Source organism: Flammeovirga sp. MY04, from assembly GCF_001682195.2.
Classification (GTDB): Bacteria; Bacteroidota; Bacteroidia; order Cytophagales; family Flammeovirgaceae; genus Flammeovirga; species Flammeovirga yaeyamensis.
This window is the reverse complement of the sequence record NZ_CP003560.2, coordinates 1,101,694-1,117,882: the sequence shown is the minus strand read 5'-3', so window position 1 is coordinate 1,117,882 and position 16,189 is coordinate 1,101,694. Positions and strand designations below refer to the sequence as shown.

The 16,189-nt window shown below is 32.6% G+C and carries 13 protein-coding genes; 9 read left to right on the top strand and 4 right to left on the bottom strand.

Translation table 11 applies throughout. The annotated features are described in order from the left end of the window. Positions 1-44 precede the first annotated feature (44 nt). A complete protein-coding gene (locus tag MY04_RS04485) occupies positions 45-2,675 on the top strand; it encodes an Ig-like domain-containing protein (protein WP_066206934.1) in 2,631 nt (876 codons plus the stop codon). Between the two features lie 44 nt (positions 2,676-2,719). Here MY04_RS04485 and MY04_RS04480 read toward each other — a convergent pair whose 3' ends face one another. Further along, positions 2,720-4,234 (bottom strand): caspase family protein, encoded by a 1,515-nt coding sequence (locus tag MY04_RS04480; RefSeq protein WP_066206932.1) that lies wholly within the window; start codon positions 4,232-4,234, stop codon positions 2,720-2,722. A 200-nt stretch (positions 4,235-4,434) separates the two neighbouring features. Then, positions 4,435-5,355, bottom strand: a complete 921-nt coding sequence (locus tag MY04_RS04475; protein WP_084005768.1) for a WD40 repeat domain-containing protein — start codon at positions 5,353-5,355, stop codon at positions 4,435-4,437. An 82-nt stretch (positions 5,356-5,437) separates the two neighbouring features. On the opposite strand from MY04_RS04475, the gene MY04_RS04470 reads away from it, so the two are divergent. Further along, positions 5,438-6,070, top strand: coding sequence for a 4'-phosphopantetheinyl transferase family protein (locus MY04_RS04470; RefSeq protein WP_066206930.1), 633 nt, complete (start codon positions 5,438-5,440; stop codon positions 6,068-6,070). Here MY04_RS04470 and MY04_RS04465 read toward each other — a convergent pair. After that, positions 6,067-7,074, bottom strand: a complete 1,008-nt coding sequence (locus MY04_RS04465) for a phosphatase domain-containing protein (protein ID WP_158297563.1) — start codon at positions 7,072-7,074, stop codon at positions 6,067-6,069. The genes MY04_RS04470 and MY04_RS04465 overlap by 4 nt on opposite strands. Positions 7,075-7,680: 606 nt before the next feature. Here MY04_RS04465 and MY04_RS04460 point away from each other — a divergent pair. Further along, positions 7,681-8,820 (top strand): DNA polymerase III subunit gamma/tau, encoded by a 1,140-nt coding sequence (locus tag MY04_RS04460; RefSeq protein ID WP_066206923.1) that lies wholly within the window; start codon positions 7,681-7,683, stop codon positions 8,818-8,820. A gap of 1 nt (position 8,821) precedes the next feature. Continuing rightward, positions 8,822-9,493, top strand: a complete 672-nt coding sequence (locus tag MY04_RS04455; protein ID WP_066206922.1) for a hypothetical protein — start codon at positions 8,822-8,824, stop codon at positions 9,491-9,493. 67 nt (positions 9,494-9,560) lie between these two features. Here the strand turns inward: MY04_RS04455 and MY04_RS04450 are convergent, their stop codons facing one another. Next, positions 9,561-10,043, bottom strand: coding sequence for a glutathione peroxidase (locus tag MY04_RS04450; protein ID WP_066206919.1), 483 nt, complete (start codon positions 10,041-10,043; stop codon positions 9,561-9,563). Between the two features lie 260 nt (positions 10,044-10,303). Here MY04_RS04450 and MY04_RS04445 point away from each other — a divergent pair, with 260 nt between their 5' ends. The 5 genes from MY04_RS04445 to MY04_RS04425 all read left to right on the top strand — a co-directional run bounded on the left by MY04_RS04445 (position 10,304) and on the right by MY04_RS04425 (position 16,008). Continuing rightward, a complete protein-coding gene (locus tag MY04_RS04445) occupies positions 10,304-10,957 on the top strand; it encodes a hypothetical protein (protein ID WP_066206916.1) in 654 nt (217 codons plus the stop codon). A gap of 158 nt (positions 10,958-11,115) precedes the next feature. Further along, positions 11,116-11,619, top strand: a complete 504-nt coding sequence (locus tag MY04_RS04440) for a hypothetical protein (RefSeq protein WP_101958161.1) — start codon at positions 11,116-11,118, stop codon at positions 11,617-11,619. Positions 11,620-11,888: 269 nt separating this feature from the next. After that, positions 11,889-12,734: a hypothetical protein gene (locus tag MY04_RS04435; protein ID WP_066206908.1), complete on the top strand. Its 846-nt coding sequence runs from the start codon at positions 11,889-11,891 to the stop codon at positions 12,732-12,734. 81 nt (positions 12,735-12,815) lie between these two features. Further along, positions 12,816-15,404, top strand: a complete 2,589-nt coding sequence (locus MY04_RS04430; protein WP_066206905.1) for a leucine-rich repeat domain-containing protein — start codon at positions 12,816-12,818, stop codon at positions 15,402-15,404. A gap of 91 nt (positions 15,405-15,495) precedes the next feature. Beyond that, positions 15,496-16,008: a hypothetical protein gene (locus tag MY04_RS04425; protein ID WP_066206904.1), complete on the top strand. Its 513-nt coding sequence runs from the start codon at positions 15,496-15,498 to the stop codon at positions 16,006-16,008. The last annotated feature ends 181 nt before the right edge of the window (positions 16,009-16,189 follow it).

The window sequence follows — 16,189 nt, the reverse complement described above, 5'->3', positions numbered from 1 at the left end:
TTGACATAATAAGAACAATATTACTTCTAAGCTTTTGAAATAAAATGAAGAGATTACTTACTTTACTATTCACATTTTTAGCAATACAACTTCAAGCACAAGAATGGGATATTTTCCCAGTTCCAGCTATGGCAGGTGCAGACAGTATTTGGGAGTTACAAGACAATGTCTCAGATGATTTTAATTATACTTTTGAAGGAACAGACTCAAAAGTAAACTTTGGCAATGATAAATGGTATAACTTTTATCATAACCATTGGGATGGACCTGGATATACTTATTGGAAACATCAAAATGTAACTGTAGAAAATGGCAACTTGATTATTACAGCAGGCTATACTACTGAAACGAGTAAAGGAGGTTCCTATGGTGTAGCTTCTGGGTGTGTGACTTCAAATGCTAAAGTTGTTTACCCTGTCTATGTAGAATCGGCCATTTCAGTAGCTAACATTGAGTTAGCCTCTTGTTTTTGGCTTTTAAGTCCTGATGATACTGAAGAAATTGATATCATAGAAAACTACGGTGGAGTAAATTTCTACAAACAATTTACTCATATCAGTCATCACTCCTTTGTCCGTAATCCTTTTACAGATTATCAGCCAAGAGATTGGAATTCATGGTATCCTGATAGTAGAGTAAACAACTCTTATGGTTGGGGTGATTGGTGTTGGAATAACGGTGGTGAACGTCGTTATATGCGAATGGGAGTTTACTGGAAAAGCCCTAAACATTTTGAATACTATATAGATGGAGAATTGGTAAGAGTGATGTATTATAATGCCATTGCTACCAATTATAATGGCACTTGGCAATACACTTACTTTAAGTCGTTAACTTGGGATGTAAATGGGTATAAGTTACCTACGAACATTTCTTCTGGAAATCAAGCAGGCTACACAGATGTTGTTATTCATTCTACAAGTAGTTCATTTGATATGGATAAATTAAAAGAAGCATCAAATGCTTCTAATGGTTATAATGTTATTGACCCTGCTTGGTTCCAAGGTGGAGATGATGATGACTTAGATGGCAATGGTTTCACTGTAGAAGCTAAAGGATTCACTAAAGAATTAGACATCATTATCAATGTAGAATCTCAAGGTTGGTTATTGGATCAAACTCCCTCACAAGCTAGCTTAAACGATCCGACAAAAAACCAAATGAAAGTAGATTGGGTAAGAGTTTACAAACCAGTCCCTGACAATGGCGGTGTTCGTCCTGTAACAGGAGTATCTCTAGATCCAACTGAAAAAGTGGTTGCCAACGGTAGTTCATATAATGTAACCCCTACTTTTGTCCCACACAATGCAACTAATAAGAATGTTACTTTCACTTCAAGTAATGAAGCTGTAGCCACCGTTAATCCTAATGGGGTCGTTTCTGCAGTTGGTCTTGGTGATGCTGTAATTACAGTAACTACTGAAGACGGTAATTTTACAGCTACTTCGAATGTAAAAGTGATTGAAAATGGTGCTGGTAATGAATTCATCATTGAAGCCGAAGATTTTGACAGAACTGGTGGTACTATAGACGATGAACAATGGGGCGGTCCTGGTGAAGGTGTTGGTATTACTGATGATAATTTAGGAATAAATTGGGTTAATTCAGGAGATTGGGTAGAATACGATTTTGAAGTTCCAGAAAGTGGTAACTATAAAGTTACTTTTTTAGTTTCTACTCCCAGTGATGGAGCTGCAATTACTTTATTCACTAATACAGAAGAAATTGGAGATCTTGTAGTACCCAATAACGGTAGTTGGGGAGATTATCAAGAAGTGACACTTGACATTGATTTTTATTTAGAGGCAGGTCAAAATACATTTAAGGTTTTGGCTTCAGGATCAAATGACTGGCAATGGAATATGGATAAAATGATCTTTACTCCATATACCGAAAATATTATTGCAGTAGAAGGAATTGAACTTGATGTCACTTCAGCTGATGTTGAAAGGTTTAAAACACTTCAACTTTCAGCTACTGTTTTACCAGAAAATGCGAGTAATAAGAATTACTCATGGGAATCTTCTAATACTTTTGTCGCAACTGTAGATCAAAATGGAATAGTGACAGGTGTACAAGAAGGTGAAGTGGAGATAACTGCAGTAACAGCAGAAGGTGGTATTAGAGCTACAGCTACAATAACTGTTACACCTGCTACAAGTATTCATGTAAGTGGAATAAACATTGATATTTATAATATTGAATTAAACATTAATGAGACTGCTACTATTACGGCTACTATTCTTCCTGCTGAAGCAACTAATCAAAATGTAATTTGGAGTTCATCTAACGAAACAATTGCTACTGTTACTAATGGAATAATTACTGCTTTAGCTGAAGGGAACTGTACTGTTACAGTTGAATCTGAAGATGGAAGTTTTTCTCAAAATATTAGTGTGGTTGTAAAAGCAGAAGCCCCAACTTCAATAGATAATGTATACAATCCATTAGTAATTTATCCCAACCCAAATAAAGGGTCGATTACCTTAAGAGGATTATCAAATAAAGTATATAAAATTATCATCTATAATCTTAATGGACAAAATGTATATTCTGTGAATACATATTTCGAAAATGAATATAAAATTGATCTAAGTAATCAACCAAAGGGTGTATATTTAGTTCAGGTTATTGATGAAGAAACAAGTTATTCTAGAAGAATAATAAAGGAATAAATTTTCCCCAAATAAATTAGGCATCCAATTGTGGATGCCTTTTTTTATTTCTTTTGTTTATTGATGAAAACAAATTCACCTCCTTCATCTCCTACTCCATATAAGACACCAAACTGTGGTGCGTTTTGACTGTTGTTTGCTACAATTTTATTGAATCTGTAAAACAAACTAGAGGCTGTCATAAACTTATCTTGATTGGTGTTCAAAGTCTGGAACAAATATTTAGAAAAAACAGATTGATCTGGTACTGTTTTTAACGTACCACTCGTCATCCCTTTTCTACTCTTTTTGGAATAGTAATTAGTAATCGATTGAGATGGTTCGTTTAGTATGGATCTACTTGATCTAAATATACTACCACTAAAACAAGCATCAGAAATTAATAAAGTATGTTTTGCTTTGATACCTTTTAATTTTGTACTTAAATTAGAGTTAGCTATCCAATGTGAATCATCAGATTTATGCGCATCAGAAGGTAGCCAATATCCTTCAGCTACTTCTTCATCATAAATACCGTGCCCTGCATAATAAATAATAAGGTTATCGTTTTCATTAATTTGATTCCTCATCGAATTAAAAGCCTTTACAACATCATCTCTTGTAGGATCATTTAAATGAATGATATTTGAAGTAGCAAAACCGTATTTTTCTTCAAGAATTGATCTGAAATTTTTAGCATCACGATGAGGGTATTTCAGGTCTTGGATATCTTTATCATCATAATTTTGCACACTGATAATTAGAGCATAAAAATTCCCGACAGTTTCCTCAAATGGTTTATTTACTTCTTTTTTATCAACTACTAAACCTCTAGATGCAAACACAGGACTTGAAAGTGTTTTATTCGCATTGACTAGTAATTGTTCTTTTGCATGATTATCAAGAATAACCGTATTAATGTGTTTAATGGTGATATTTTCAATATTTATAGATGTACCCTCAGCAACAAATCCAGTGACATCATCTTTTGAAGTTAATTTTGTATAGGGAAATCTTTTAACAAAATGTTCATTGATGAATAAATAATACGAATGATTGATTTTCCTTACAGTCAATTTATTATAATCATATTTTTTGATTGACTTATGATATTGCCACTTCACTATTTCAACTTCATGGCCATCATTTAATTTTTGGATATGGAACCTTCCATCTCCGCTAAATACAAAACTATAGCCTTTTTTTCCGTTGGGTGACATCCCCCAAATAATACCATTTGCGTGAGATTTATTATTAGCCACATGCTTAATTTTTGTTTCTATCTCGAAATTATCAAGCGTTGTGTACTGAAAACCGGACTTCAATTCGATTACAGTTTCATTTTTCTCTTTTGAAGATAAATGATAGTTGCCATCCTTTAAATTACTATGCCTAAATATGTCTTCATCGTGTTGCACGATCTCCCATTTATGATCATTATTTTCGAATTCTTCATTGAAAATAATGTTCATAGCAAATGGTTGAACTGCATGATAATGAGTGTAATTTACTTGGGATAAGGTGTCGAAAGACAAGAATAAAGTAATAGCAATACAATATTTAAAATAGTACTGGGTCATGGTTCGATTAATTGTAAAGAATATAAGTAAGTTTTGGGCTGATTATGTGGTCGTTCTTTACAATGATTAACCTAATACGACGTATTTGAGTTCATATTCTACATTAAATACAATAGATTTCTATTTATTATTCTATTTTCAAGAATTACAAAAATCACACTCTAAAAAAAGTCATGTAAGATATTTTGAATAAAATTAAATTATAAGCCTTTCACATCCCATGCAGATGCGGAATGATCGTCTGATACAGAGACAATAATTGTATTATTTAGCCATAGTAATCTATTGACTGAAGTACCATGACCAGCATGTCTAGCTTTATCAATTACTTTTAAAAGTCTAAAGTCGCTCCTTCTCCAAACTTTAATCGATTTATCCTTCGAACACGTAGCAAAGTAGTCCCCGTTCGGTGAAAATGAAATATCATTAATAGTATACATATGTGCCACAATATCCTCTTGGGTTTCTATAAAACCATCAAGATTCCAAACTCTCATATGTGCATCTCTACTACCAGACAACAAAAATTTCCCATCTGTAGATATAGTCAAAGCAAACACAGAGTTATCATGACCAATTAACTCACGAATCTCAGAACAGTTATCAATATTGTATCCTCTAATAATACTATCGCTCGCTCCTGCCCAGAAATGTAGTCTTTCTGCATCAACAGCTATGCTTCTTACCGATTCATTAGATACTTTAACTTTTGATTGTACCAACCATTTAGAAATAGAAACCACATATACCCAACCATCTCCAGTGCCTACAAAAAGTAGATCATCCATTCTTTCGATAGCAAAAACAGCTTTATCCGTCAGTTTTAAGGATTTAAGCTCTTTACCAGAATTTAAATCTAATAAATGAATTCCTTCGTTATTTTGTCCAACGACTAATTGATTTAGTTCTTCGATGGCAGCCATAGAGTACACCGTATTAGGAACTTTAGCCACTAATTTCCCTTGATCAGGTTGATCTATATTCCACTCTACCACATATCCATCAGCCCCTGCCGTATAAAATAATTTGGGGTTTGATGTTTTTACTACACTGTAAAGTCCATCTTTGTGACCACCAAATTGGGCGATTTTTTCTACTTCTAATACCTGTCTTTTCATCATAATATTAATTGTTGCAACAAATATGACAATTAATTCAAAAAAGTAAAAAATGATATCTTAGAATATTTATTTAATTTTGGGTATGCCAATTATCATTAATAAAAATATTGATCAGAAAGTATTTTGGTGTCTATGGAAAATTGAAGAGACCGAAGAAGAACTTTTAGTAAAGACATTCGAAGATGAAACATCTTTTGAACATATAAAAAATAAGCATAATAGGCTTCAAACTATTGCCTCTAGAGTAGCTCTGAAAGATTTATTGGGTACACTACAAATTGAATATAAAGGAATAATAAAAGATGGAATTGGAAAACCTCAATTAATTGATGTTGGAATGTCTTGTTCTATTTCACATTCTAAAAATTATGCTCTGGTGGCAGTATCAAAAAATAGTGATAATGATGCTATTGGATGTGATGTAGAAAAAATTCAAGCAAGAATAAACCGTTTATTGTTCCGAATTGCTACTAATGACGAGATTGCTTTTGCAGATGCTAACGAAGTAAAAGGAACAAAAATATGGTGTATAAAAGAAGCTTCTTATAAGGCCTTTGGAAAACTTAATATTGAATACAAGTCTCAAATTATCACACACTTTGAAGATAATGAGCCTAATCAGGTAATTATTAAAGATGTATCAGAAAATCAGAACTGTTATCAATTGCAATTTGAACAGGTTGAGGACACTCTGCTTTGTTTTGCATTTAATTAATGTTTTAACACCCTGCTTTGATACCACCTTCTCTCCTGTCGCATAGCCTCTTTAGGATCGTGGAATAAAAAGAAAGGAACACCGATTTCTTTCAAACTTTTTTCTATTTCCTTCATCTCTTCATCTTTCTTCCCCTTGTTGACATCACGAATCATAATCCCAGAAATATTATTTGAAAATTCTTGGGCAATGGACTGATAGGTGTAAGGATCTTTTTGACCACTATCTCCAACCAATAGGAACTTCTGATCAGGAAACTTATTAATTAAGTAAGCAATTCGACTCACCTTATGTACATTTTTTAATTGATCGTTATTGGCTTTAGGTGATCGGATAAAGTCCCTCCAATTTTTTTGATACCTTAAATAAATTGGTCCCAATGGAAACTTTCTTGTAATCAAAAATAATTTGATGATCCAAAATAGATTCATTTCAGAATTGGATACATAGAAAATTTCTGCTCCCTGCTTTTTTAATTCTTTATAGAATTTACTCATATCCTCTACCTCTTTCCTTTTGAAAGCATGGCGAACAATGGTTTGTGGTACCCTTTTTAAAAAAGAAGTTGCGTGAGTAATAAGTATGGTATCGTCTACATCAGAAATAACAATGTATTTGGGGTGCCCCACATTATAAATACTGGATAATGTTATAGCAGGTACCGTAATTTCTTCTGTATGCTTTTCATCTTTATAAAACTTCAGAAGATGGTCTAGATCATAATTTGAATAATTCTTATCTACAGGAGTTTCGAAACGGAAAAAACCGTTTTCATCCAAATCAATCGTAAAATGTTGTTTTTCGAGTGCAACATAAAGCTGACGACCAGTTACATGATTATGTCGGTAAAGTTTCCATAATCTAGACACATGTCTACGAAACCCTTCAGGCTTTTTGGTTAGATCTAGCAATCCGGATTTAAATGTGAGCAATTGTCCCTCAACAGATAATTGTCCGTTATATAAAAAGCCGACAAGCGGCATCAAAACGCTTTTTAGACTCAAAGTTTAAGAATTCAGAAATGAAACTTCCAATGAATATCAAAAATTAGTAGAAAAATAGGAATAAAAAAAAGATCGATATACTTAAATGCATATCGATCTGAGTTTAGTTGAAAGTTTGTCCTTTTAATTCAGAATAGTCTGATAGTTAAAAATGTATTAGTTGGAAGATTGTATTGCTAAATTGTCTATTAAATATATTTTGATATCAGATTGTCAATTCATTAGTTCATTCCATTTAAGTTGAAAGGAACCATCTTGTTGATACAAATTTAAGCATCTTTTCATTTATTTCCTTGCTTTTACTATAAGTTATGAGAAAAGTACCATTCAATACACCTTTTCAATTCAATCAAGAAAAAAATTCATAGAAATGTTATACTCTAATTTCTTAAAAATTAGAACATTGTAGAAAAACATACTCCTGTAAGGGAAACTAATTGATTATCAAATAATAGATTTTCAAAATAAAACCTCTTCATTAATTATTTATTCTTGAAGAATCTAAACATCATTTAATTTTACAAATAATTTAGTCTGATGTGTTTTATACGCAATCGAATTTTTTATCTTTGCTAAGAATTTACTCTAAATATAGGAGATCAATACATGGAGAACTTTGTTGTTTCGGCTAGAAAATACCGTCCGAATACCTTTCAAACAGTTGTTGGACAAGAACATATCACAAATACACTAAAGAATGCTGTGTTGAGTAATCATCTTGCTCAAGCGTTTTTGTTTTGTGGTCCAAGAGGTGTGGGTAAAACAACAAATGCCAGAATTCTCGCAAAAACAATCAATTGCGATAATTTATCTGAAAAAGGCGATCCGTGTAACGAGTGTAAATCATGTACCAGCTTTAATCAAAATTCCTCTTTAAATATTGTGGAATTGGATGCTGCTTCTAACAACTCAGTTGAAGACATCAGAAATTTGATTGAACAAGTAAGGTACGCTCCTCAGCCAGGTAAAAAGAAAGTATATATCATTGATGAGGTGCATATGTTATCTACTGCTGCCTTCAATGCCTTTCTAAAAACTTTAGAGGAACCCCCTTCTTATGCTATCTTCATTTTAGCAACTACAGAAAAGCATAAAATCCTTCCTACCATTCTTTCGAGATGTCAGATTTTTGATTTTAACAGAATCAGTGTAAAAGACATCGTTAATCAGCTACAAAAAATTGCTGATGAAGAAGGTATTAAGACGGATACTGATGCACTTCACCTTATTGCTCAAAAAGCAGATGGAGGAATGAGAGATGCCCTATCGATGTTCGATATGATTGGCACTTTCTCGAATAATAAAGAAATTGATTATCAAACAACTGTTGATAATTTACATATCTTAGATTATGATTACTACTTTAAGCTAACTGATTTCCTTAACAGAGGTGAGGCTTCTCAAGCCATGCTCATCTTTGATGAAATCCTTAGAAAAGGCTTTGATGGTCATAATTTTATTAATGGTCTTTGTGAACACTTTAGAAACATCCTTGTTTGTAAAGATGAGGTCACACTGGAACTACTTGATGTTTCTGAAAGCGTAAAACAACGCTACAAACAACAAGCACAAGAAGTTCCTCAGTCGTTTATTATGACTGCTCTAAATTTAGGTGGAGAATGTGATACCAAATACAAGGAATCAAAGAACCAACGTTTGCATGTTGAATTGACATTAATGAAAATGTCTCATATCAATAGAGCGATTCAACTTGCACAAATTGAGATAAAAAAAAAGACTAGCTGAGTTGAAAGCAAAGCAAGCCAAGCTTGCTAAAAAAGAAGAACCTTCCACCTCATCTCAGCCGTTTAAGCTGGAAGAACATTTTAAAAAGGAAAATGCTAAGGTATCGATGAAATCTACCACTAAGATTTCAGGTAACTTAGAAATGCTTAAAAATGGTCTAAGCCAACAGGCAAAACAGATTAAAGCAGAAGAACAACAAAGCATTGTTCAAAATAGGCCTTCAGCAGCTCCTTTACCGCCTCAACCTGTATCAAATTATAACCGACCATCCTCTCCTGCTCCTTCGAAAGTGGGTGCTTCTTTTACTTTGGAACAAGCTCAAAAAGTATGGAAGGTATTTTCAGATCAGTACAAAAGGAATGGTAAGAGTAAATTTGCTTCTCTCCTTTTAGAAGAATCCACTATTGAATTGGATAGTCAACTTAATATTATTGTTCAAATCACAAATCAAGTTCAAACAGAACATTTAAATGTGGTAAGACCTGATTTATTAAGGTTACTTAGAACAGAGTTGAAGAACGATTCAATAGAAATTCAAACAAAAGTAGTTTCAATAGAAAATACCAACGAGCCTAAGAAAATATATTCTAGTCCAGATAAGCTGAAATATCTACAGGATAAATTCCCTGCATTGAAAAAGCTTCAGCAAAAACTTGGTTTAGAAGTAGAATAAAAATTAAAAGCCCAGGAATTTATTCCCGGGCTTTTGTGTTATTTCAGTTTACTAAATAAACTTTTGATTAGGCCAATGCTTTTTTAATATCGCCTTCTATACTTTCTGGCTTAGCAGTTGGAGCATATCTTTTAATTGGCGTTCCATCTTTCCCGATCAAGAATTTAGTGAAATTCCATTTAATTGAATTGACTAACGTTCCTGGCAAAGCTTTCTTCAAGTATTTGTATAAGGGATGGGCATTCCCTCCGTTTACATCAATTTTTTTCATTAATGGAAAAGTAACTCCATGATTTAGTTTACATGTTGCTTCCATTTCATCATTTGATAATGGTTCTTGACCTGCAAACTGATTACAAGGAAAACCTAAAACCACTAAATCCTTGTCTTTATACTCTTGATGTAATTTTTCTAACCCATCAAACTGAGGAGTTAATCCACATTGAGTTGCTGTATTGACTATTAAAACTGCTTTCCCTTCAAAGTCCGACATTTTGATTTCGTTCCCTTGAGGATTCTCTGCTGAATAAGTATAAAATTGTGCTGACATAAATGTAATGAGTTTAAATATGTTTCAAATTTATATCGTACACGACATAAATAAAAGAAAATTCGCATTTTTTTCTGCCTCAATTAAAAAATTCTTTAAATCATCATCTTAATTTTTGCTAATGATCTAATATTATTGATTGAAATCGGTAAGAATGATTAAATTGGACAAAATTTTATTTTTTTGAATTTCAACAAACAAACCGAATACCTTTATAATCATAAAAAGGGAAAATGGTTTAAACTGAATTACAAAGTAGTATGAACAAAACATCAATCTTTACAGCTCTTTTTATGGCAATGATCATGGCTGTATCTTTCACAGGATGTAAAAGTCAAAAGAAACTTGCTGCTGAACAAGCTGCAAAAGAGTTACTAGCAAAAACACAAAAAGCACAACAAGACTTAGAAGCAATGGTAGGTAAAGACTATGCTTCTTTAGATGAGTTAGCTGCGGATGAGGCAAGATTAAACGAGATCAAGTCTTACAACTTAGAAGATGCTACAGTAAACGATTTAATTTCTAAAGCTGATAGTCACTTAGCGTCACAAAGATCTGCTCTTGAGGCTAAATTAGCTGCTGAACAAAAAGCAAAAGAAGAAGCGGAAAAAGCGAAAGCTCAAGAAGCTCAAAAAAGAGATATTTACTATTTAATGGACAACATCCAAGGTTCTGGCGATACACAATCGGCTAACTTGATGATCACAGAGGCATTAGCATTATTTGCTTCTCCAGATGTTCCTGTCTTGATTGAGATTTATAATGATGGCGATATCGTAGATTACGACAAGCCAACAACTGCATCAAAATATTTAAACAAATTGAAGGATGTTCAAAGAAATCCTGATAAAATCAAAGAGTTTAAGACAGATGCAAACGGTAAAATCACTGAATTGATTTTAACTAAAAAGTAATATCAGAAAAATTGATTTGTTGTTAGTGAACTTATTGAACACTTCAACAGATATAATTTAATTATCATATGAAAGCTATCAAAACATTAAGTTTAGTATTCCTTTGTCTACTGGGACTACAAGTATTTGGTCAAGATACACAAAAAGAAGAGCCTCCTATGCCGCCAGCACGTAAGGCTGCTATTGATTCTTTGGCATTAGAAAAAGTACACGATTTAAGTAAATACATCTCTAAGATTGGTGATAAGGGCACTTCATTCTCTGAAGCAAGCCGTGTTATCGAAAGAGCTTTAGAATTGTTCGTTGACGATGCTCAAATTGGTGTATCTACTTTAGGTAAAAGCCAAATTAGATATTTTGCTATCAAGAAATACTTGGAGCGTTTAAACAAATTGAACTACAAGTCGGTAAACATCGAGTGGTTTGATATCCAATATATTTCTGATTTAGAAAAGCAACCTGATGGTAAATATGTAGGTGTAATTACTATCTACCAAAAGTTTACAGGTGTTACTGAAGACGGTATGGTTTACAAAGATATCACTAAGAAAGACATCACTATTTATGTGGAGCGTAAGACGACACAAATTGGTGGTAGAGAAATTGGTTTCTGGGATGTCTTATTAGGCGATATCAAGGTATCTGAAACAAAGAAAGGTTAATCTTTTCTGTAAGATATAAGAAACTTGGTGATGAATTTGTATAAAGTTTATCATCAAGTTTTTTTTTGATAATTAATTTATCAAAGTAGTCAATTCTAACAGGCGATATTTGAAAACGGAAGCATAACAATTATCTTTACTTTCGATAAAATCGTCATCTAAATTGACATTTTTTATATGGATTTCAGTTACCACACATTGACTAAAATCAAATGGTAACTGTCTATAATACTGTAACGTATTTTTTATTTTTATCTCTTATCAAAAGAATGTATCGACAAATTTTCAAAGTAATAATTCTTTTTTTCATTACATCATTTCTAACAGAAGGGGTTTCTAAAGCACAAGGCATTGGTCATTATAAAGGTGATGAATCCAAACTTTATGCGGAAACAAAACAGTTCACTCAATTTATTAAACGATTTAATAATGAAGAGGACATGAATGGTCAGCCCTATTCCTCTGGATCATATAAATTCAGAGAATTAACGATGCGAAAAAAATATCTTGAGGTACTATTTGATGGGGAGAACTCTAACTTAACGAATAAATTAAAGAAAGACTTTATTAATGATGTGAACGATAAAAAAGCCCCTAAGTTTTTCGAGAAACATCAGGGTGGCTATTTTGCTGAAGTAGAAACACGTTATTTATATAAAGGGAAAAATATTAATGTAACCCTATTTTTAAGACTTCAAGCGGATAGTCTTGGTTACAAGTGGGCCATCTTTGATGTATACTCAGATATGCTTCAAGGCCTTCACAAAAACGACAAATCGAAAAAGAATTTTTTACATCCTATGAGTCATGAAATTGATTTCATGAATTTACATAGAGCATTTAGAGATCCTAACGAAGTCGAAGATTATGGTGTAAACGGTTACGAAATTGATTACCTATCGGTATTGTTCTACTTGGCAAAAAGTGGTGATCTTACTTTTGTAACTGTAAACAATGTAAAATTCCATGTATTCCAAATTGCGGGTTGGTACTTTTCTGTAGAAAAGTTTGAAAGAGACTCCTATAATTCTGGGTGGATGATTTCTGAATTAATGCCGCTTAAAAATGAGGATATGGATGTATGGACACGACATGTACTTCACAAGGATCAATAAATTTAGCATTAGTTATTACTCAAACATATAGAGATAACCTTCGTGTTGTCGATTAAGATATAAAACAAAACTTACACAGTAATGAATAAACTGTTTACTTACTTAATAACATTATCATTATTTTTTGGTCAGTATGCTTTTGGTCAGGAAAGTAATGAAATACCAGCAGAAAGATTAGCCAAATATAAAAGTGAGGCGAAAGATTTAGTGATGTTTATCGAAAGTACACTGAACGATATTGCTGGAGATGATTATACGAAAAGAGAGAAAAGCATCATTATTAATGAGACTTACTTAAAATATTTTGAATCGGACAAGACGCAAATAGAAGATGATCTTGACCCGAACAGACAAGTAGTTTCTAATAAAGATGTACAAGCCTATTTAAAAGATGTTGATTTCTTTTTCGAAGAAGCCAACTTTGAGTTTATCGTTGAAAAAATCGAGCATAGCGTTAATAACGAAGGTAATCTGTACTTTACTGTTCAGTTAACTAGAAAATTAGACGCATTAACGGTCATGAATGATACTATTAGTAACTCTGCAGAGAGATTCGTAGAAATCAATTTAGATCCAGATGCTCAAGAATTAAAAATCGCTTCTATTTATACCACTAAGCTTTCTCAGAAAGAAGATATGGCTTTATGGTGGAACAAACTAGATGATGTTTGGAGAAATACAGTAGGTGCTGACATCAAATTGGATAATAATATTCCACTATCTGATGTTACTTCAATTATCGACTCGATTATGGTGACTAAAAACGATTCAACGTTGCCATTAAATGAGAACATCTTCAATCATATAGAACACTTCCTTCAGAAGAAAGAATTAGATATTTCGTTAAACCCAGAGATCGTTACTTTGGCTCCACTAAGTAAAATGAGAAACTTAGAGGATTTAAATATATCAGGTACTGGTGTAAACGACCTGTCTCCTATCCGAACATTGACTAATCTAAAATCTTTAAGATGTGAAATGACAGGCATCAACTCCCTTGATCCTCTTGTGTATTGCACTAACCTTAAAGTTTTAATGATTAACGATACACAAATTGAAGATATTACGGTTGTTGAAAACTTCGATCAGCTAAAAGAGCTTTATATTTTCAACACGAATATCTCTGATTTAACACCACTTACTGACTTAGAAGAATTAAATGTATTATGGGCAAACGATACTAAAGTTGCCGATATCAAACCGTTAAATTCTACAAAGCAGTTGCGTTCATTAGATATTTCTAATACAGAAGTTACATCAATTGATGCGTTGTATGGATTAAAAAAGCTGGAGCAACTTAGTATTGACAGAACTTCAATCAATGATTTATCTTCTTTAGCAACTACATCCGCTTTAAAGAATTTATCGGCAGACCAATCTTCAATTTCTAGCCTTACTCCTTTAAGTAAGCTTCAGAATGTAGAAAGAATCTATTGTGATGGAACACAAATAAATACCTCAATCGCTCAAAGTTATATGCGATCTCACCCAAAAACATTAGTGATTTACGGGTCTGATCAATTAAAAAATTGGTGGGAAAGTTTAAGCGATGTTTGGCAAGACAAATTGTTAACTACAGCGGGATTAACAACAAGTCCAGAAAAAGAGCAGCTTCAGATTATCGCCAACATTAAAGAAATTGATATTCATAATGTTGGAGGAATTCAAAATCTAGATCCTCTTAACTTCTTGATTAACTTGGAAGTTTTGAATGCTGCAAATACAAATATCAACTCAATTGACGCTTTAAAAAGCTGTCCTAACATTAGCAACCTAAATATTAAGGGCACAAATGTTACAGACATTTCGGTATTAGAAAACCATAAGCTTCTTTCTAAATTGAATATTAAAGGCACAAACGTTTCTGATCTGTCTCCTTTAGAACATGCGGAAAAGCTTTCTAAAATAGATATTTCAAATTCAAAAGTAAGTTCTATTACACCATTAAAAGGATTAGAATCTTTAAAAGTGATCGAAGCAGATAATACAACAACAGCTGAAGCTGCTTTCATTAAGTTTGCTGTAGAATCGCCTGCTATTATTGTATTTAGAACTGCTAAACTTCAATTGTGGTGGGAAGGATTATCTGATGAATGGAAAGAAGTATTGAGTACTGAAGCTAAAATTGGTAATAAGAATCCGGATAAATTCGAACTTCACCAGATCAATATGATATCAGAAATCAATATCAGTAATCATAAAAGCATAAATGATTTGAAGCCATTACAAATGCTTTTCGATCTTAAAAAGTTGAATATTTCTTATACTCGTATTACTAATCTTGCCCCTATTTCAGGTATCAATACTTTGGAAGAACTGTCAATTGATAACACTCCTATTTCAGATATCACCGATATTCAAAACTTAAACGGATTGAAATCTTTAAATATTTCGAATACACTAGTAGAGAAATTCACTGTTTTAGAAGGCTTTACTCAAATGGAGAAATTGAAGGTTTCAGGTATCGTAAAAGTGAAAAACATTTCATATGTAACAAAAATGCCAAATCTTAAGACATTTGAATGTTACAATACTAGTATCAATAACTTAAAGTACTTAGTTGGGTTAAGTAATTTGAAAACATTGAAGTGTTACAAAACGAAATTGAATCAGAAGAAGGTCGATGCTTTTAAAGCACAAATGCCAAATGTATCCGTAGACTACTATTAATCATTTGATATTAACCTTAGTTCTTAAAAAATAACATTATAATTACACTCTTATGATTACCTTTGTGGGATTATAAGAGTGTTTTTTTGATATGGATAAAATTCAAAAGTTTACAAAAGATGAAGTGTCAACACTTCAGGCCTTAGCAGGAGTCGCAATCAACGATGTGATCTATCATATCTGGAGTAACACCTCTAACGAGCAAGAGGAGTTCCAATGTCTAGATTGGCTGGAATTGCGTTTTGATGATAAAACAAGGCTTACTTTTACTGCCGGTGAAGAAAGTGATGGAATAAAGATTGTCTCTTTCGACCCTGTAGAAGAGCGTAAAAAACTCTTAGAACAATTTGATGGAAAAATCGACATCAAAAGTTTTAGAGTTGTACGAATGGAAATTTGGGCTGAAATTCTGAATCAAAAAATCTCTAATGTTAAGCTGACAAAAATTAAGGAAGACTTCTACCCTAATGACGAGATGATTTTAGTATTTGAAAACGAAAATCAAATCAAAATCTGCATCTCTCATGAAGATGGATTAGTTGTTGAAGAATTTGAGGATGAACCTCCTGTAATCAATTCATTAGACGATTACCCAGAAGAATAAAAATATATAGCTATCCAAAAAATTGGGTAGCTTTTTTTATTTCCTTACGTAAGTATATTTTTTCATCAAAATAAACTTTTTTGATTGAAATCGCATTATGTATGTAGAACAACCACAAACCCTTACAGTAGAACACCCCCAAAATGAAGATTAGATTTAGAAGCTAATTCTTAAAATAATT

Coding starts and splice junctions, on each gene's coding strand:
- MY04_RS04450 (WP_066206919.1), bottom strand. CDS start 10,043: ATGTCAGCACAATTTTATACTTATTCAGCAGAGAATCCTCAAGGGAAC.
- MY04_RS04485 (WP_066206934.1), top strand. CDS start 45: ATGAAGAGATTACTTACTTTACTATTCACATTTTTAGCAATACAACTT.
- MY04_RS04440 (WP_101958161.1), top strand. CDS start 11,116: ATGCCGCCAGCACGTAAGGCTGCTATTGATTCTTTGGCATTAGAAAAA.
- MY04_RS04470 (WP_066206930.1), top strand. CDS start 5,438: ATGCCAATTATCATTAATAAAAATATTGATCAGAAAGTATTTTGGTGT.
- MY04_RS04460 (WP_066206923.1), top strand. CDS start 7,681: ATGGAGAACTTTGTTGTTTCGGCTAGAAAATACCGTCCGAATACCTTT.
- MY04_RS04445 (WP_066206916.1), top strand. CDS start 10,304: ATGAACAAAACATCAATCTTTACAGCTCTTTTTATGGCAATGATCATG.
- MY04_RS04430 (WP_066206905.1), top strand. CDS start 12,816: ATGAATAAACTGTTTACTTACTTAATAACATTATCATTATTTTTTGGT.
- MY04_RS04480 (WP_066206932.1), bottom strand. CDS start 4,234: ATGACCCAGTACTATTTTAAATATTGTATTGCTATTACTTTATTCTTG.
- MY04_RS04435 (WP_066206908.1), top strand. CDS start 11,889: ATGTATCGACAAATTTTCAAAGTAATAATTCTTTTTTTCATTACATCA.
- MY04_RS04475 (WP_084005768.1), bottom strand. CDS start 5,355: ATGATGAAAAGACAGGTATTAGAAGTAGAAAAAATCGCCCAATTTGGT.
- MY04_RS04425 (WP_066206904.1), top strand. CDS start 15,496: ATGGATAAAATTCAAAAGTTTACAAAAGATGAAGTGTCAACACTTCAG.